16 protein-coding genes are annotated in these 18,411 nt (G+C 58.0%); 8 read left to right on the top strand and 8 right to left on the bottom strand.

What is annotated here, in order from left to right; genetic code table 11:
• The first annotated feature begins 180 nt into the window (after positions 1-180).
• Positions 181-2,337 carry a potassium-transporting ATPase subunit KdpB gene (gene kdpB, locus P4L78_RS08165; protein ID WP_309327545.1) on the top strand — a complete coding sequence of 719 codons (2,157 nt, stop codon included), beginning with the start codon at positions 181-183 and terminating at the stop codon, positions 2,335-2,337.
• A gap of 265 nt (positions 2,338-2,602) precedes the next feature.
• Here kdpB and P4L78_RS08160 read toward each other — a convergent pair whose 3' ends face one another.
• Positions 2,603-2,803, bottom strand: coding sequence for a hypothetical protein (locus tag P4L78_RS08160; RefSeq protein ID WP_309327543.1), 201 nt, complete (start codon positions 2,801-2,803; stop codon positions 2,603-2,605).
• 225 nt (positions 2,804-3,028) lie between these two features.
• On the opposite strand from P4L78_RS08160, the gene kdpC reads away from it, so the two are divergent.
• From kdpC to kdpE, 3 genes are all read left to right on the top strand, one after another.
• Positions 3,029-3,616 (top strand): potassium-transporting ATPase subunit KdpC, encoded by a 588-nt coding sequence (kdpC, locus tag P4L78_RS08155; RefSeq protein ID WP_309327542.1) that lies wholly within the window; start codon positions 3,029-3,031, stop codon positions 3,614-3,616.
• 259 nt (positions 3,617-3,875) lie between these two features.
• Positions 3,876-6,527 carry a DUF4118 domain-containing protein gene (locus tag P4L78_RS08150; protein WP_309327541.1) on the top strand — a complete coding sequence of 884 codons (2,652 nt, stop codon included), beginning with the start codon at positions 3,876-3,878 and terminating at the stop codon, positions 6,525-6,527.
• On the top strand, positions 6,524-7,219 hold the full coding sequence (kdpE, locus tag P4L78_RS08145) for a two-component system response regulator KdpE (RefSeq protein ID WP_309327540.1): 696 nt from the start codon (positions 6,524-6,526) through the stop codon (positions 7,217-7,219). Before P4L78_RS08150 ends, kdpE begins: the two co-directional genes overlap by 4 nt.
• 24 nt (positions 7,220-7,243) lie before the next feature.
• Here the strand turns inward: kdpE and P4L78_RS08140 are convergent, their stop codons facing one another.
• Positions 7,244-7,999 (bottom strand): DeoR/GlpR family DNA-binding transcription regulator, encoded by a 756-nt coding sequence (locus P4L78_RS08140; protein ID WP_283150364.1) that lies wholly within the window; start codon positions 7,997-7,999, stop codon positions 7,244-7,246.
• A 121-nt stretch (positions 8,000-8,120) separates the two neighbouring features.
• Between P4L78_RS08140 and P4L78_RS08135 the strand changes: the two genes are divergently transcribed.
• Entirely contained in the window at positions 8,121-8,723 is a 603-nt protein-coding gene (locus tag P4L78_RS08135; RefSeq protein WP_283150363.1) for an NUDIX domain-containing protein, read from the top strand.
• Between the two features lie 81 nt (positions 8,724-8,804).
• Here the strand turns inward: P4L78_RS08135 and tpx are convergent, their stop codons facing one another.
• Together tpx and P4L78_RS08125 are read right to left on the bottom strand one after the other, a co-directional pair.
• On the bottom strand, positions 8,805-9,305 hold the full coding sequence (gene tpx, locus P4L78_RS08130) for a thiol peroxidase (RefSeq protein WP_283150362.1): 501 nt from the start codon (positions 9,303-9,305) through the stop codon (positions 8,805-8,807).
• Positions 9,306-9,518: 213 nt separating this feature from the next.
• Positions 9,519-10,766, bottom strand: a complete 1,248-nt coding sequence (locus tag P4L78_RS08125; RefSeq protein ID WP_309327539.1) for a DUF3426 domain-containing protein — start codon at positions 10,764-10,766, stop codon at positions 9,519-9,521.
• 135 nt (positions 10,767-10,901) lie between these two features.
• Here P4L78_RS08125 and P4L78_RS08120 point away from each other — a divergent pair, with 135 nt between their 5' ends.
• On the top strand, positions 10,902-12,275 hold the full coding sequence (locus P4L78_RS08120) for an MATE family efflux transporter (RefSeq protein ID WP_309327538.1): 1,374 nt from the start codon (positions 10,902-10,904) through the stop codon (positions 12,273-12,275).
• Positions 12,276-12,364: 89 nt separating this feature from the next.
• On the opposite strand, the gene prmA is transcribed toward P4L78_RS08120, so the two are convergent.
• From prmA to aroQ, 4 genes are all read right to left on the bottom strand, one after another.
• On the bottom strand, positions 12,365-13,258 hold the full coding sequence (prmA, locus tag P4L78_RS08115; protein WP_309327537.1) for a 50S ribosomal protein L11 methyltransferase: 894 nt from the start codon (positions 13,256-13,258) through the stop codon (positions 12,365-12,367).
• Between the two features lie 169 nt (positions 13,259-13,427).
• Positions 13,428-14,798 (bottom strand): acetyl-CoA carboxylase biotin carboxylase subunit, encoded by a 1,371-nt coding sequence (gene accC / locus P4L78_RS08110; protein WP_283150358.1) that lies wholly within the window; start codon positions 14,796-14,798, stop codon positions 13,428-13,430.
• A gap of 85 nt (positions 14,799-14,883) precedes the next feature.
• Positions 14,884-15,339 carry an acetyl-CoA carboxylase biotin carboxyl carrier protein gene (gene accB / locus P4L78_RS08105; protein WP_283150357.1) on the bottom strand — a complete coding sequence of 152 codons (456 nt, stop codon included), beginning with the start codon at positions 15,337-15,339 and terminating at the stop codon, positions 14,884-14,886.
• Between the two features lie 53 nt (positions 15,340-15,392).
• The gene (gene aroQ, locus P4L78_RS08100) at positions 15,393-15,848 is read right to left on the bottom strand and encodes a type II 3-dehydroquinate dehydratase (RefSeq protein WP_283150356.1); all 456 of its coding nucleotides are present in this window, start codon (positions 15,846-15,848) and stop codon (positions 15,393-15,395) included.
• A 206-nt stretch (positions 15,849-16,054) separates the two neighbouring features.
• On the opposite strand from aroQ, the gene queA reads away from it, so the two are divergent.
• Together queA and tgt are read left to right on the top strand one after the other, a co-directional pair.
• On the top strand, positions 16,055-17,080 hold the full coding sequence (queA, locus tag P4L78_RS08095; protein WP_309327536.1) for a tRNA preQ1(34) S-adenosylmethionine ribosyltransferase-isomerase QueA: 1,026 nt from the start codon (positions 16,055-16,057) through the stop codon (positions 17,078-17,080).
• 116 nt (positions 17,081-17,196) lie between these two features.
• Entirely contained in the window at positions 17,197-18,342 is a 1,146-nt protein-coding gene (tgt, locus tag P4L78_RS08090) for a tRNA guanosine(34) transglycosylase Tgt (RefSeq protein ID WP_283150354.1), read from the top strand.
• Positions 18,343-18,411 lie beyond the last annotated feature (69 nt).

Raw genomic sequence — 18,411 nt, 5'->3', positions numbered from 1 at the left:
CTGGATAACCAAATGACATCCGTAGCCCGGATCAAGCGAGCCCCTTGGGGGTACCTCCGCAAAGCTGCCTGATCTCACACATGGCCGTTGCGGCGGGGTAGCGAGAATCCGGGCTACGGGATGGTGGATTGGCCTGGCCGAATCTGCTCTACCGAAATCTGACTCATGGAGTCATGGAAAATGAGTAAAACCAATACCTTAACGCTGCTCGACCGCAAACTCGCGGTCCCGGCGATTTATGAGTCGTTCCGCAAACTGTCGCCGGTGGCGCAATGGCGTAATCCGGTGATGTTTGTGGTGTGGGTGGGCAGTGTAGTCACCACCATTCTCGGCATTCACGCGCTGGGTGGTCATGGCGAAGCACCGGCAGCGTTCATTCTGGCGGTGGCGGCATGGCTGTGGTTTACCGTGCTGTTTGCCAACTTTGCCGAAGCCTTGGCCGAAGGGCGCGGCAAGGCGCAAGCCGCCGCGCTGCGGGCCACGCGTAAAAACGTGGTGGCCAAAAAACTGGCCAGCGCTGCACGTGAAGCCAAAGTCTCGGTCATCGACTCCAATTCGCTACGCAAAGATGACTGGTTACTGGTCGAGGCGGGCGATATCGTTCCGGCCGATGGCGAAGTGCTCGATGGTGTGGCTTCGGTGGATGAATCGGCCATTACCGGCGAATCCGCCCCGGTGATCCGCGAATCCGGCGGCGATTTCTCGGCGGTGACTGGCGGTACCCGTGTATTGTCGGACTGGCTGGTGGTGCGCGTTACCGCCAACCCGGGCGAGGCGTTTCTGGATCGCATGATTGCGATGGTGGAAGGCGCCAAGCGCAAAAAGACCCCGAACGAAGTGGCGCTGACCATTTTGCTGGTGTCGCTCACACTCACCTTCTTGGTGGTGTGTGCCTCGTTGTTGCCGTTCTCCATCTACAGCGTGACCGCCGCTGGAGCTGGTGCGCCGGTCAGCATTACGGTGTTGATTGCTCTGCTGGTGTGCCTGATCCCCACCACGATTGGCGGCTTGCTGTCGGCCATTGGTGTGGCCGGGATGAGCCGCATGATGCAGGCCAATGTCATCGCCACCTCTGGCCGCGCGGTCGAAGCAGCGGGTGACGTAGATGTGCTGCTGCTGGATAAAACCGGCACGATTACCCTCGGTAATCGTCAGGCCTCGTCGTTTATTCCTGCCCCGGGCGTGACCGAGCAAGAACTGGCTGACGTAGCGCAACTGGCCTCGTTGTCGGACGAAACCCCGGAAGGCCGCTCCATCGTCGTCCTGGCTAAAGAGCGCTTCAACCTGCGCGGCCGGGAGCTGCAAGACGCGTTGTTTATCCCGTTCACGGCACAAACCCGGATGTCTGGTGTAGATCTGGGTGTGCGCCACGGCAAGACCGATCCGGCACACGCTGTGGCTTTGGCCACGGATGGTAGTCAAGTTGCGACTTCGGTGACGGTGGCCCATGACCATGTGCGCCAGATTCGCAAAGGTTCGGCCGATGCGGTACGCAAATACATTCTGGAACTGGGAGGTGATTTCCCCAAAGCCGTGAATGACAGCGTCGATGATGTCGCCCGCCGTGGTGCCACGCCACTGGTAGTGGCCGATGGCAAAAAAGTCGTGGGCGTGGTTGAGCTCAAAGATATCGTCAAAGGCGGCATCAAAGAGCGTTTTGCCGAACTGCGACAGATGGGTATCAAAACCATCATGATCACCGGCGACAACCGCCTGACCGCCGCAGCTATTGCTGCCGAAGCAGGGGTGGATGACTTCCTGGCAGAAGCCCGCCCGGAAGACAAACTGGCGCTGATCCGCGAACACCAGGCCGCAGGCCGGTTGGTGGCCATGACCGGCGACGGCACCAACGACGCGCCAGCACTGGCGCAAGCCGACGTGGCCGTGGCCATGAACTCCGGGACGCAAGCGGCCAAAGAGGCCGGCAACATGGTCGACCTGGATTCCAATCCGACCAAGCTGATCGAGATTGTCGAGATCGGCAAGCAGATGCTGATGACGCGCGGTTCGCTTACCACCTTTAGCGTGGCGAATGATGTGGCCAAGTACTTTGCGATTATCCCGGCGGCGTTTGCGGTGACCTATCCGCAGCTCAAAGCGCTGGACGTGATGCATCTGAACAGCCCGGCTTCGGCGATTATGTCGGCGGTGATTTTTAACGCACTGGTGATTGTGGCGCTGATTCCGCTGGCGCTCAAAGGCGTGAAATATCGGGCGCTGGGGGCGGGCCCACTACTGCGGCGCAATCTGCTGGTGTATGGCTTGGGTGGGTTGTTGGTGCCGTTTGTGGGGATCAAGGTGATTGATATGTTGTTGGGGGTGGTGGGGTGGGTTTGATGGTGGCTGTGGCCACTTCGTAGGGTGGGTTAGCCGGGACGGCGTAATCCACCGATCAAGGTTCGTTGTTGAATGGGTTTTTTGTGGGGCGAGGTCAAATTCAAAAGCTTTTGTTAGTGCCTTTGGCACGTCTGTTAAAAAGCGTTTGATACCCGGGGGTGCCCGGGAGCACGTTAGTGTGGCCGTAAAGCCTTATCGTGCAACTTGCTTCGCCAAAAGAAAGTGACCAAAAAAAGGCGACCCCGCTGCCGCAAGGGGCCCTAGGTCAAAAGCCGAAACGAACCGTCTGTTTACCAGTGGTCTTTACGCGGCTCCGCCGTTCCCTCGGTCGGCCAGAGCCTGAGGTCTCCGGCTCTCGGTCGGCGTGGTTTGCAGTGTGGAATGCCAGAGTTAGTTGCAACAGCAACAGCAACAGCAACAGCAACAGCAACAGCAACAGCAACAGCAACAGCAACAGCAACAGCAAGAACCTTCTATATGTCCCCTACCTCGTCATTCCCGCGAAGGCGGGAATCCCGCGCAATGCTGATTGATCGCAGAGGTAGAAAAAAGAGTGGCCACCAGCGCACGGCCGATGTTTTTTTCTCCTGTTTCAGGCAGCTGTTTGCGGGCTAGCTCGTCACCCGCCAAGTATGTAAAACCGCGCCAACGGCGCGCAAGTATTCGAATTTAAATTTTTGGAGTAACCCAAATGAGCACCATCATCCGTCCAGCCATCACCCTTTTCGTGGTGCTGACAGCCATCACTGGCCTGGCTTATCCACTAGTCGTCACCGGTGCCGCCAAAGCCATCTTCCCGGATCAGGCCGCCGGCAGTCTGATCGAAAAGAACGGCAAAGTAGTCGGTTCCAGCCTCATCGGTCAAAGCTTCTCCGGCCCGACCTACTTCTGGAGTCGCCCGTCCGCCACCGGCCCGCAACCGAACAACGGCTTGGCTTCTGGCGGCAGCAATCTGGGTCCGACCAATCCGGCGTTGAAAGATGCAGTCAAAGCCCGCATCGATACCGTTCGTGCAGCACACCCTGATCAAACTGGCCCGGTGCCCACTGACCTGGTGACGGCATCGGCCAGTGGTCTGGACCCGCATATTTCTCCTGCCGCAGCGGCTTATCAGATTCACCGTGTCGCCAAAGCGCGTGGCTTGACCGATGACACGTTGCGGCAACTAGTTAACGCCAATACCACTCGCCCACAGTGGGGTTTGTTTGGTGAGCCTGTGGTGAACGTGCTGCAATTGAACCTGGCGCTGGATGATGCGGCCGGCAAAGTGAAAGCATGAATTGATCACCCGCTGCGAGAGCATGAGTTCAACCCAATGCGCAGCCCCGACGGGTATCCGCTGCAAGGTTGGGAGTCTCGCCCCTTGTAGTCAGCAGCGTGGATTGGGCATCCCGAAAAGTGGAAGATACAGCTCCGCAGGGTGGGTTCGGAGTGAAACGACAATCCACCGTCCCCTCAATGCACAAGGTTTTGCGGCGGATTGTCGCGCTGCTCTTTATCCCGGTATAACGGGGCGAATCCACCCTACACTACAAACCATGACCGACGACCTGCGCCCCAACCCTGACCAACTGCTTGCCGAATTGCAGGCCGATGAAGCCGTTGCCCATCGCGGCAAGCTGAAAATCTTCTTTGGTGCCAACGCCGGTGTCGGCAAAACCTGGGCGATGCTGACCCAGGCGCACAGTCGCCAGCGCGAGGGTGCGGATGTGCTGGTGGGGCTGGTGGAAACGCACAAGCGCGAAGAAACCGCCGCCTTGCTGGGGGGCTTGAGCCTGCTGCCACGGCGCACGCTCACCTATCGCGACAAAGCCTTTGAAGAGTTTGATCTGGATGCGGCGCTGGCGCGCAAGCCGCAACTGATCCTGGTCGATGAACTGGCGCACAGCAATGTGGTGGGTAGCCGCCACCCGAAGCGCTGGCAGGATATTGAAGAACTGCTGGCCGCCGGGATCGACGTTTACACCACCGTGAACGTGCAGCATCTGGAAAGCCTGAACGACGTGGTGGGCAGCATCACCGGCGTGCGCGTGCGCGAAACCGTGCCCGATCAGGTGTTTGATGCGGCTGACGATATCGCCTTGGTCGATCTGCCGCCCGATGAACTGCTCAAGCGCCTGCACGAAGGCAAGGTCTATTTGCCCGGCAACGTGGCGCGGGCGCGCGATTCGTTCTTTCGCAAAGGCAACCTGATTGCGCTGCGGGAACTGGCCTTGCGGCGCACGGCGGATCGGGTCGATGCCGAGTTGCGGCGTCACCCGGCCGTTGGTTCTGCGCCGGGCGAAACGCTGCTAGCAGCCATTGCACCGGGTTCTGCTGGTGAAACGTTGGTGCGGCATACTGCCAGGCTGGCCGGTCGCCTGAAGGTGAACTGGTGCGCCGTCACCGTAGAAACCCCGGCGTTGCTGCGCAGTAACACCAAGCTGGCCAGCGCGCGCCGCAATCTGGATCTGGCGGAAAGCCTGGGTGCCAAAGCTGCCATGTTGCCCGGCCCGAACGTACCCGAAGCGCTGGCCGCTTATGCCAGCGATCACGACATGGGGACGGTGGTCATTGGCAAACCGCCGCGTCGTCTCAACATCCTCGAAAGCTACGCTGCCAAGCTCGCGCGCTTGTCGCCCAATCTCACGGTGCAAATTGTCGGCGTTGCCCCGGCGCCGGTCGAGCGCATTGATCCGTGGGCGGTGATCGGTCGCCGCTGGCAAGGCGCGGTATGGGCGCTGATTGGTTGCGGTATCAGCACGATCATTGCCGCCCAGTTGACCCAGGTGTTCGATCTGGCCAACGTCATCATGTTGTATCTGCTGTCGGTGTTGCTGGTGTCGGTGCGCTTTGGCCGCTTTGCCGGGGCGCTGTCGTCACTGTTGTCGGTAGCGGCGTTCGATTTCTTTTTTGTGCCACCGAAAATGTCGTTCACGGTGGCCGATACGCAGTATTTGCTGACTTTCGGCATCATGCTCACGGTGGCGCTGACGCTGAGTCAGATGTCCGCGCGGTTGCGTTTTCAGGCTGAAATCGCCACCAAACGCGAGCGGCGCACGGCTGCGTTGTATGAGTTGTCGCAAGCGCTGTCCGGCGCGCTCATGCGCGAACAAGTGGTGGAACTGGCATTGGCGCATCTGGCGCCACGTTTTCAGACCGATATCGGCCTGGCTTTGCCGGATATGGACGAACAACTGCATCAGGAAGGTGGCATGGCGCTCGATCTGGCCGTAGCCGACTGGGTCTATCGCCATGGTGAAGAGGCTGGGCAAGGTACTGGTACGCTCGCCGCCGCAACAGCGTTTTATCTGCCGCTGACGGCCCCGATGCGTGTACGCGGCGTGCTGGCGCTGATCCCCAAGGGCGATTGGCTGGGTGACCGCGAAGAAAAGCGTTTTTTGCAGACTTGCGCTGCGCAGATCGGTTTGGCGCTGGAACGTGTGCACTTTGTGGAAGTGGCGCAGAACGCGCTGGTGTCGATGGAAGGCGAGCGCTTGCGCAATCATCTGCTGTCGGCCATCTCGCATGATTTACGCACGCCGATCACCGTATTGCTGGGGCTGGCCAGCACGCTGTCCGAAAGCCCTTACGCTGCGCCGCCCGCCCGCGATATCGCGCATCAACTGGTCGGTGAAATCCGCCGTATGAACGATCTGGTGAACAATCTGCTGGATATGGCGCGCTTGCAGGCGGGTGAAGTACGCTTGCGCCAGGATTGGCAGGCGGTAGAAGAAGTAGTCGGCACCAGTCTGCGCTCGCTGGAATTGCGGCTGGTCGAGCACCCGGTGCAACTGGATATTCCGGCCGATCTACCGTTGGTGGAGTTCGACGCCGTTTTGATGGAGCGCGTGCTGGTCAATCTGGTGGATAACGCCATCAAATACACGCCGTTTGGCACCCCCATTACTATCGCCGCCCGCGCCGCGCCGCAAAAACTGCTAATCACGGTTTCCGATACCGGTCCAGGTTTGCCGCCGGGGCGCGAGGAAATGATTTTCTCCAAGTTCACTCGCGGCCAGACTGAATCCGCGACGGCAGGCGTCGGCTTGGGGCTGGCGTTATGCCGGGCAATTGTCGCGGCTCATGGTGGTACGATAACCGCCGCCAACGCGCAAGGTGGCGGGGCCGTATTCACCGTGGCATTGCCACGCCGCGCACCGCCTGCATTGCCCGACCCTGAAAATTTGCTACAAGACCCCATCGCATGAACAGCCAGAGCGCCACCATCGTCATTATTGAAGACGAGCCGCAGATTGCCCGTTTTGTGGCCATGACCGTGGAAGGGGCGGGCATGCAGACACATCACGCCAGCACGGCGCGCCAGGGGCTGATCGAGGCCGGAACGCGCCAGCCGGATTTACTGGTGCTGGATCTGGGCCTGCCTGATGGCGATGGAATTGATCTGATTCGCGAGCTGCGCACCTTCAGCGAAGTGCCGATTCTGGTGCTGTCGGCGCGCAGCCAGGAAGGCGACAAAGTCGCTGCGCTGGATGCCGGTGCCGACGACTATCTGACCAAACCGTTTGGCGTGAACGAATTGCTGGCTCGCGTGCGGGTATTGCTGCGGCGGCATGCCAAAGATGCGCCGGGCGATGGCAAAGTCGCGCTGGGGGAAGTGGAGATCGATCTGGTCGCGCGTACCGTCACTCGTAATGGTGAGTCCATCCACCTCACACCGATTGAGTATCGCCTGCTGGCGACATTGATTCGCCACGCGGGCAAGGTGATTACCCATCGCCAGCTATTGCTGGAGGTGTGGGGGCCTGCTTATGTGGAGCACAGCCACTATCTGCGCATCTATATGGGCCACCTGCGGCAGAAACTGGAAGATGAACCGGCTCAACCCCGACATCTGCTCACCGAATCAGGCGTGGGTTATCGCTTGCTGATCGGTGCTTAATTTGGCCGTTGGTGCGTGGAGCGGTCACGCCAGCAGAATATGTGTCCCGGCGTTGATAAAAGCGTTCAGCAACGCAGGTTTGGTATCGCGCTCGACGATGATGGTGCTGGCTTCGGTGATCGGCGCAATCACGTAGGGCGAAGCGGCGTTAAGTTTTTCGGACGATGCCAGCACGACCGTTTCTGCCGCCCGTGCCATCAATGCCCGCTTCATATAGGCCTCTTCCATATCGCCGGTGCTCAGGCCTTCACTGGCATGCACGCCGGTGACACCCATAAAGAAAATATCCGCCCGGATATGCGCCAGGGATTCCAGCGCGGCCGCGCCGACATTGACGATGGAATGCTTGAACAGCCGCCCGCCGATCATGACCACATCTACGCCCGCATGCTGGACCAGTTCTACCGCCACGCTCGGGCTGTGTGTGACCACCGTCGCGCGCAATGTCGCAGGGAGCGAGCGCGCCAATTGCACGGCGGTGGTGCCGCCATCCAGGATCACAATTTGCCCATCGCTGATCAGCCCGGCCGCCGCCTTGGCAATGGCGGCTTTGGCTGCTGAGGCAATTTGCTGACGCTGGGCAAAATCACCCACCGCTGGCGAAGCGGGCAGGGCGCCACCATGCACCCGTTGCAACAATCCTTCTGCTGCCAGTTCGCGCAAATCGCGGCGGATGGTGTCCTCCGACAAACCCAGTTCCTGGCTGATGGCTCTGGCCTGAATCTGGCCGTCCCGTTTCAGAACGGCGAGCAGATGTTGTTTGCGCTGGCGGGTGAGCATGGTCTGGATATCCGGTTACCGATTTCTTGTTTGCACGAAAAATCTTGTTATTGCACGAAATTGCATGATAGCTTAATGGCTCATGCTCAAAAGGGCAATGGCTCTGCACAAGGGTGAGGCAATGAGTGATACAGCAAACAAGGTAAGAATCGTCGATGTGAAGGTGTTATCGGACGACTGGTATGTGCTGAAGAAAACGACTTTCGACTTTCAGCGCGCCAATGGTCAGTGGCAGCGCCAAAGTCGCGAAACCTATGACCGAGGCAACGGCGCAACCTTGCTGTTATACGATCCGCAGCGCAGGACAGTGGTGCTGACGCGGCAGTTTCGTTTGCCGACGTATGTAAACGGTTATCACGGCATGCTGATCGAGACCCCGGCCGGTTTGCTGGATCAGGCTTCGCCCGAAGAGCGTATTCGCACCGAGGTGGAAGAAGAAACCGGCTATCGCGTGCAAAACGTGCGCAAAGTGTTCGAGGCCTTCATGAGCCCCGGCTCCGTCACCGAGAAGCTGTACTTCTTTGTGGCGCAATACGATGCTTCGCACAAAGTGGCCGACGGTGGCGGGTTGGCGGAAGAAGGTGAGGATATCGAGGTGCTGGAGCTCACCTTTGCCAACGCAATGCAAATGATGGCGGATGGCGAAATCGTCGATGGCAAGACCATCATGTTGCTGCAATATGCGGCGTTGCATCTGTTTGCCGAGGTGCGGGCCAGCAAATAAAAACGCCCGCTCAAGTTGAGACGGGCGTTTGGCTGATTGATTGGGCGAGTCGCAGTACGGCTGCCCGATAATCCAGTTTGATCAGGCCAGCACGGCCAATGCAGCAGCGTAGTCTGGCTCGTTAGCGATTTCGGATACCAGTTCGGTATGCAGCACTTTGTCGTTGGCATCCAGCACCACAACGGCACGCGCAGCTACGCCAACCAGCGGGCCGCCAGCGATCTCGACGCCGTAATCATTCAGGAATTCACGACCGCGCATCAGCGACAGGGTTTGCACGTTATCCAGGCCTTCGGCACCGCAGAAACGGGCTTGAGCAAACGGCAGATCGGCGGAGATACACAACACGACAGTGTTATTCAGCTTGGAGGCGGATTCGTTGAACTTGCGTACAGACATGGCGCAAGTCGGGGTATCCACACTCGGGAAAATATTCAGTACTTTGTTTTTGCCAGCAAAGTTGGCCAGCGTCACGTCGGCCAGATCCTTGCCAACCAGTGAAAATGGTTTTGCCTGGCTACCAACGGCGGGCAGCGAGCCATTCACCGGAACGGGATTGCCGCCGAGAGTTACTTGGGACATGGGTATCTCCTGAATTGCCTGTGTGGAATGCCCGACCAACGCGAAGTTGGCCGGGTGGTCTTTGTAGATGTTGCTGGTTTTTTTGTTGTAGATGTCTCTTTGCTTTGTGCAAAGGCAGACCGCTCAACAGATGAGGTCGTGCGGCGGGATTTTCAAGCGTAAACGCGGATCAACTTCCATCGGTCGAAGATCTCCAAGGCGAATTGGCACCGTTTATGGATAAAACCAGTACAACGAGTAGCCACTGGCATTCAGACCCGCAGCATTGAGTTGCAGGAAAACATGCAATTCGTCATTGGTGGCCAGGGCGGTGCGTTTTTTCTCGTTGGCAACCAGATAGTCTTTGGCAGTAAACACCTTCTTTGCCACAACTTCTTCTTGCGCGTTGGTCAAGGTCAGCTCCAGCGACGGGAGTGCCTGATCATAAGCGGCCAGATTGCGCAGCGATGCCGATAGCTGAATCAACTCAGGATGATCCGGTACAAAGATCAGTTCGGAATAATCCGAACGCAGCAGGCTGGCATTGCGCGGCAACGGCAGGTCGCAACCAAACAGCTGGCAAACGGAAGTCAGCGGTGGACGCAACCACGGGAAGTTGACGCTCAACTCATTGCGATAGCGGATTCCGGCCTGGAACACCAATAACAGAATCAGCAGCACAGCCACGGGCAGCGCGGCGTAATGCCACTTGGGCCGCGCCGCTGGCAACGCCAGCAAGGCATCGTCTTCTGCGGTACGAATCGGGAAATAACCTTCACCACGCTCACTGGCCTGGGCAGACCAGGTTTCCAGCGGCACGGTAAAAATCGGCTCTTCTTCTGCGGTAACATGAGCCGGCTCGGCCGCAACTGGCGGCGCAACAGGCTCGGCGGCGGGCGCAGTTGCAGTTGATACAACAGGCTCAATCGCTGGTGTCGGAGTAGCTACAGGCGGTGCAACGTAATCGTCGTAGTCGGTGGCTTCGGCTTCAGCTGCCACAGCGGCAATCGCCTGAACGTAGGAATTTGCCAGCCAGTCCTGCACGGACTCTTGTGGCGACACTGTAATTGTCTTGGCGAGGTCAGGTGCGATTGCAGCTTGCGGCGTGTGAGCGACGGCTGCCGGCGTGGGAGTTGGCAATGGAGCCGGTGCCAGCAACGGTGCCGGAACCGGGCTGGGTGCCGGTGTCTCAATGGGGGCAGGCGCTGGCGCAAAAACCGGAACGTATTCTTTGGCGGCAGGTTGTGCGCTGATGCTCACTGGTGCCGGAGCGGCTGCCACAGGGGTTGGAACAACTTGCGGCGCGGCGCGTTCGACCACTGGCGCAGGTTTTTCGGTGCTGGCTTGCAGTTCCAGGCTGTCACGTGCATTGAAAATGAATGCACATTTGCCGCAACGCACTTTGCCGCCATGGGCGGCCAGTTGCGTTTCGGTTACTTTGAAGGCGGTGCGGCAGTTGGGGCAGCGCGTAACGTAGCTCATGGCCGCGATTCTAGCCTGTAACCTGACACCGGTCACGGTTGCGCAAGTATGTTGTTACGTGCAATACGCAGGCATGCAAAGAAGCGCCCGGAATATGCGATTATCATTGGGATTCTTTCTCAGAGCCTCAGCACCATGAGCAATCCAGTCAGCGGCGTTAGCCACCGCCGCGTGCTTGGCCTGGCGTTTCCTATTGCGCTGGCCAATCTGACCCAACCTTTGCTCGCCGCCGTGGATACCGCCATGGCCGGGCATTTGACCGATGCATCCGCCATTGGTGGCGTGGCCTTGGGCGGCGTGTTTTTCAGCTTCGTGTTCTGGGGTTTCGGCTTTTTGCGCATGGGCACGACGGGTCTGGTGGCACAGGCTTGGGGTGCCAGAGATGACATTGCTCTGCGCGATAACCTCTTACGCGCCATGTCGCTGGCGCTGGCGATCGGGCTGACGATTTTGCTGTTGCAGGTGCCGTTGATTGGCTTCGCGCTGAAGTTGCTCGGCGGTAGCCCGGCGGTACAAAGTGACGCGGCAAGCTACGCGCATGCCCGCATCTGGTCGGCTCCGCTGGTGCTGGCCAACTATGTGGTGCTGGGCTATTTGCTGGGCGTGCAGCGGGTGCGCTGGGCCTTGTTGCTGCAGTTGCTGATCAATCTGGTCAATATCGTCGCGGTTTACAGTTTTGTGCGTGGGTTGGGGTGGGGGATTGTCGGTATCGGTTGGGCCACGGCCTGTGCCGACCTGGCGGGTTTTATTGCTGGCGTGCTGGTGTTATCCAGATTGCTGCCACATGTTTTGCCAGGCATGGTCTGGCGCCGCCTGATTGAATCTGCCTCACTACGCCGCCTGGCGTTAATCAATCGCGACATCTTTTTTCGGACCATGTTGCTGTTGGCCAGCTTTGGCTGGTTTGCCCATGCCGGTGCCAGGCAGAGCGACGTGATCCTGGCCGCCAATGCCTTGTTGATGAATTTCCAGACATTTATGGCGTATGGGCTGGATGGCCTTGCCCATGCGATTGAAGCACTGACCGGTGAAGCTATTGGCGCGCGCCGCCGCGATCAACTGGTGCGGGCGATCAAGATCAGCCTGTTATGGTCTAGCGTGCTGGCTCTCATTTTCAGCGTGGTTTATGCCCTGGCTGGCCCGACGATCATTGGTTTGCTCACAGATCAGAGCGCAATCCGCATTGCCGCCGAACGTTATTTGCCCTGGGCCGTACTGGCACCCGTGATCTCGGTCTGGGGGTTTTTGCTGGATGGGGTGTTTATTGGCGCCACGCGCACTCACGATTTAATGCGCTGCATGGCCTTGTGCTTTGGCTGTTTTATCGTGCTGGCGCTGATCTTGTTGCCCTTAATGGGTAATCACGGCTTGTGGCTGGCACTGATGCTATTCATGGCGTTGCGCGGCGTGACGCTGGGGCTGCGCTTGCCCGCGTTGGTGGCAGATGTTGCGGACGAAGCCGATACGGATGTTGGGCTGGCCGGGCGTGTTGTGACGGTTCGGAGTTGAGCCTGGTGATGCGCTGGTCCACCTGGAGTGGCAATAAAAAAGCCGGTTGCAAACGCGACCGGCTTTTATCTGGATGACGCGAACGGCCATCAACCTTGTTTGCGCGTACCCGACAAGCACACCCAGCCTTCTTCGGCAGCGGGCGGCAAGAAGGTGAACCACACGCCGTAAATCGCCATGACTTCATCGGCCTGTTCTTCCAGAATGCCCGACAACGCAATGTGCCCACCGGCACGCACACGCCCGGCCAGCAACGGTGCCAGCGTTTTGAGCGGGTTGGTCAGAATGTTGGCGACCACCACGTCGTATTGCTGCTGGGGTGCTTCGTTGGGCAAGAAGAACGAGATTTCCACGTTGTTCTGCTCGGCATTCTGGCGTGATGCAATCATCGCTTGCGCATCGATATCCACGCCGTGTGTGTCGCCAGCGCCCAATTTCTTCGCGGCGATGGCCAGAATGCCGGAACCACACCCGTAATCCAGCACGGTTTCGCTTTGCTGGATATTGCTGTCCAGCCATTTCAGGCACAACCGCGTGGTGGGATGGCTGCCGGTGCCGAACGCCAGACCGGGATCAAGCACGATGTTAATCGCACGTGCATCGGGCGATTCGTGCCATGTGGGTGTAATCCGCAGCCGGTCGGAAATGCGGATCGGATCAAACTGCGATTGCGTCAAACGCACCCAGTCTTGTTCTTCCATGATCTGCACGGTGTACAGCGGGTGGGCAATGCCGGTGCTGTTGCATGCTGCGGCCACGATGAATTCTGGCGCTGCGCCATCTTCCAGCAAGGCCACCACGATGCTTTTTTCCCACAGTTGTTCGAGCGGTTCACCCGGCTCGCCAAAAATGGGTTTTTCATCGGCGGTGCCCGCAGTGGCGTCCTCGATCGACACGGACAGGGCGCCCAGATCGAAGAGGGCGTCCGACAGCGCCTCGGCATTCCGGGAATCTGTTTCGATACGAAGTTCTTGCCAGGACATGATGCTGCCTCAAAACCAAATGACCATTCTCGCATTGCTCAGCACTGCAAGAAAAGCGCGATTTACGACATGCAACAGGGGCTTTGCCCGAAGTTGCAGATTTTTTGCTGGCTAACAAAGCAAAACGGAGCCGTAGCTCCGTTTTGTATTACCACCATTCAGAGGCAGTTTAGCCGATCTGATTTTCCAGCAATGCGCGGATTTCCGGCATTTTGTGCTCCAGGTAATGAATACTGGTGCCGCCCTTGATAAAGGCCGCATCCAGCAACAGTTGCTGGTGCAAAGGAATATTGGTGTTGATGCCTTGAACCACCATTTCCGACAGCGCAATACGCATGCGGGCCATAGCCTGCTCGCGTGTGTCACCGTAGGTGATGATCTTGCCGATCATCGAATCGTAGTTTGGCGGAACAAAATAGCCTTGGTACACGTGTGAATCCACCCGCACGCCTGGGCCACCCGGCGTATGCCACGTGGTGATGCGACCTGGGCTCGGTACAAACTTGAGCGGGTCTTCGGCGTTAATGCGGCACTCAATGGCGTGGCCTTTGAGCTTGATGTCTTTTTGCGTGTAATTGAGCTTCAAGCCAGCAGCAACGCGGATCTGTTCTTGCACGATGTCCACGCCAGTGATCATTTCGGTCACCGGGTGTTCCACCTGCACGCGGGTGTTCATTTCAATGAAATAGAACTCGCCATTTTCGAACAGAAACTCAAAAGTACCGGCACCGCGATAACCGATCTTGCGGCAAGCATCGGCGCAGGCTTCGCCCACACGTTTGCGTTGCGCTTCGGTAATGCCTGGAGCCGGCGCTTCTTCGATCACTTTCTGGTGGCGGCGTTGCATGGAACAATCGCGTTCGCCCAGATAAATGGCGTTGCCGTGGGTATCGGCCAGAATCTGGATTTCCACGTGGCGTGGGTTTTCCAGAAACTTTTCCATGTATACGGTCGGGTTGCCGAAGGCGGCACCTGCTTCCGACTTGGTCATTTCGACCGAACGCAGCAGTTCGTTTTCTTCGTGCACCACACGCATACCGCGACCACCGCCGCCGCCAGCGGCCTTGATGATCACCGGATAACCGATCTTGCGGGCAATCTTCAGAACTTCGGTGTTGTCGTCTGGCAGCGCGCCATCTGAGCCCGGTACGCACGGCACCTTGGCCGCTTTCATGGCGTTCTTGGCGGAAACCTTGTCACCCATCAGGCGGATGGATTCAGGCTTGGGGCCGATGAACACAAAGCCGGATTCTTCTACACGTTGCGCAAAGTCAGCGTTTTCCGACAGAAAACCGTAGCCTGGGTGAATGGCTTGTGCTTCTGTGACTTCAGCGGCAGCAATCAGCGACGGTACGTTCAGATAGCTCAAACCGGACGGGTTCGGGCCGATACATACCGACTCATCGGCCAGCTTTACGTATTTGGCTTCGCGGTCGATTTCAGAATGCACGACCACGGTCTTGATGCCCATTTCGCGGCATGCACGCAAAATCCGCAGAGCAATTTCTCCGCGATTTGCGATCAGAATCTTGTCAAACATGGCTCAACTCCGTGAGAAGTGAGAGATCTGGCGCAACCTGGCTGGTGTTATCGACCAGTTTTGCAGCGCCGTACACCTCACAGAATTATCCAATAATGAACAGCGGCTCGCCGTATTCAACCGGCTGACCGTTTTCCACCAGCACGGCTTTAACCGTGCCGCTGACTTCGGCTTCGATCTCGTTCAAGAGCTTCATCGCCTCAATGATGCACAGCGTATCGCCGACATTCACTTGCTGGCCGATTTCAATGAAGTTCTTGGCGCCAGGGCTTGGCGCGCGGTAGAACGTGCCGACCATTGGCGACTTGACCGGTGTGCCTTCTTGCACGGCCGGAGCGGCTTCAGCCGCAACCGGTGCCGCAGCTGCCGCAGGGGCGCCGGCTGGCAACTGGATCTGCGGTGCCTGGGTCAGGTAAGTTGGCGCGAGGGATTGATTCACGCGGGTAATGCGAACTTTTTCTTCGCCCTCGGTCACTTCAAGCTCGGCAATGCCGGATTCCTCGACGAGATCGATCAGCTTTTTGAGTTTGCGCAAGTCCATTGATGGCAACCCTTCTTTGATATGTATTTAGTTTTGGGACAACGACGTCGTCTTCAGGACGTCTTGACGGAATGATTGAGCGCGAACGCCAAGGCATATTCATAGCCTTTGGCGCCCAAGCCGCAGATCACGCCAACGGCGAGATCGGAAAAGAACGAGTGATGCCGAAACGATTCACGGGCGTGAACGTTGGAAAGATGTACTTCCACAAAAGGCTTTTTGACGCCGGAAAGGGCATCGCGCAACGCCACACTGGTATGGGTGAACGCGGCCGGATTAATGACAATGAAGTCAGTGCCGTCGTTCAAGGTTGCATGAATGCGTTCGATCAACTCGAATTCGCGATTGGACTGGAATGTTTCAACCAGGGCACCCACTGCGGCGCCTTGTTCAATCAAACGGGCATTGATGGCAGCCAGTGTATCGGCGCCATAATGTTGCGGTTCGCGTACCCCGAGCAGATTGAGGTTGGGACCGTGCAGAACCAGTATTTTTCGGCCTTGCGTCATGGTCGCCCCGGATCGAGTGTTCCCTGTCATCGGCGGGAGTTTGCCGAGCCAGATGGGTGTTGTCCAGTAAATTCGACGAAATTCGCAGAATTTGCAAGATAAAACACTCGTTTGAAAACGTGTTTTAACGAAGCACAGCGCGGCTTGCGACCGTTTGCTGCTGATATACTGCCGTAACTTTGTTACAGCGACTACTGAGTATTTCCATGCAGTTATCTGATTTTGATTACCACTTGCCCGAGCATTTGATCGCCCAGTTTCCGCCGGAACAGCGCGGTGGCAGCCGTTTACTACACGTGGATGGTGCCACCCTGCAAGATCGCACGTTCGCCGAACTTCCCGGCTTTTTACGCGCAGGCGACGTTTTGGTGTTCAACGACACCAAAGTGATCAAGGCGCGGCTGTTTGGGCAGAAAGAAAGCGGCGGCCAGATTGAGGCGTTGATCGAACGCGTATTGGGCCCGCATCGCGCGCTCGCGCACGTGCGTTCATCCAAGTCGCCCAAGCCGGGCAGCAAACTGATCTTCAATGGCGGCTGGACTGCCACCATGATTGAACGCCAGGGCGAGCTGTTCTTGCTGGAGTTCGATGCAGAAGCATCGGTGCTGGAGATTCTGGATGCGGCAGGCTTGTTACCGCTGCCGCCGTATATCACCCACGTGCCCGATGAGGAAGACGCCAAACGCTATCAAACCGTTTATGCCCGCGACCCAGGCGCTGTGGCGGCCCCGACCGCCGGGCTGCACTTTACCGATACGTTGCTGGAACAACTGCGCGCGCAAGGTGTGCAAACCGCGTTTCTGACTCTGCATGTGGGCGCTGGTACTTTCCAGCCGGTGCGGGTGGAGAACGTGGCAGAGCACAAAATGCATTTCGAGCGTTACGCCATTTCGCCAGAAACGGTGGCGCTGCTGCAAAAGGCCAAGGCTGAAGGCGGACGCATCATCGCGGTGGGCACGACTTCATTGCGCGCACTGGAAGCTGCCAGCCAGCAGGGCTTTCTGGCGCAACCAGAAGGCGATACCGATATCTTCATTACGCCCGGATATCAGTTCCGCGTGGTGGACCGGTTGGTGACCAACTTCCATCTGCCCAAGTCCACGCTGTTGATGTTGGTGGCCGCGTTTGCCGGTCACGACACCATGATGAACGCCTATCAGCACGCCGTTGCGCACGAATACCGTTTTTTCAGTTATGGCGACGCCATGCTGCTGGAGCGGCAATCCCTGTAGAATCATGGGTTTTGCTTGTTGGCCCGGGTGTGGCCAGCGCGGCGCAGGCAGCTGGCTTGTGCTGATTTTTGATCAAGCATCGGACTGTTTTCCGATAGCGAGAGGTATGTATATATATGTCCCAACACACTCAGCAAGCACTTGATGGCTTGCAGTTCGAACTGAAGACCACCAGCGGCGGTGCTCGCCGTGGTCAGGTGACGCTGAATCATGGCGTGGTGCAGACCCCGGTGTTCATGCCGGTCGGCACCTATGGCACGGTCAAGGCCATGACCCCGCGAGATCTGAATGAAATCTCCGCGCAGATCATCCTGGGCAACACTTTTCACCTGTGGCTGCGCCCGGGGCTGGAAGTGATTGGCCAGTTTGGCGGGCTGCATGAATTCATGGGCTGGGATAAGCCCATCCTTACTGATTCGGGCGGCTTCCAGGTATTCAGTCTGGGCGATTTGCGCAAGATCACCGAAGAAGGCGTCAAGTTCCAGAGCCCGGTGAATGGCACCAAGTTGTTTCTCACGCCAGAAGAATCCATGCGTATCCAGCGCGTGCTCAATTCTGACGTCGTGATGATTTTTGACGAATGCACCCCGTATCCGGCTACGCACAAAGAAGCGGCCGATTCGATGCGCATGTCTGCCCGCTGGGCGCGGCGCTCGCGTGATGAGTTTGACCGGCTGGAAAACCCCAACGCGCTGTTCGGCATTGTTCAGGGTGGCATGTATGAAGACCTGCGTGACGAATCGCTGGCGGGGCTTGATGACATCGGTTTTCACGGCATGGCCATTGGCGGCCTGAGCGTAGGCGAGCCACGCGAAGAGTTTTACCGCGTACTGGCGTACACCGGCCCCAAGTTGCCGGTGAACAAGCCGCGTTATCTGATGGGTGTGGGTACGCCGGAAGATCTGGTTTTTGGCGTTTCGCAAGGCATCGACATGTTCGATTGCGTGATGCCAACCCGCAATGCGCGCAACGGTATGTTGTTTACACGCTACGGCGACATCAAGATCAAGAATGCCAAACATCGGCAAGACAAACGTGTGCTGGATGAAACCTGCGACTGCTACACTTGCCGCAATTTCAGCCGGGCGTATCTGCATCATTTGTTCCGCTCGGGCGAAATTCTGGCCGCACAACTGAATACTATCCACAACTTGCGCTACTACCAGGTGTTGATGGCAGACATGCGCGCCGCCATTGAACAAGATGCATTCCCCGCCTATGTGACCGGTTTTCACGCTGACCGGGCACGAGGAACTGACTGATTACACGACAGTCAGAGGCGAGCTACCGGCCACTTTGGGCCTGGTAGCATGTCCGCTTGGACGGCCCGT

The sequence above is a fragment of the Silvimonas sp. genome (assembly GCF_031291215.1).
GTDB lineage: Bacteria > Pseudomonadota > Gammaproteobacteria > Burkholderiales > Chitinibacteraceae > Silvimonas > Silvimonas soli.
This window is presented reverse-complemented; position numbering and strand designations above follow the sequence as displayed.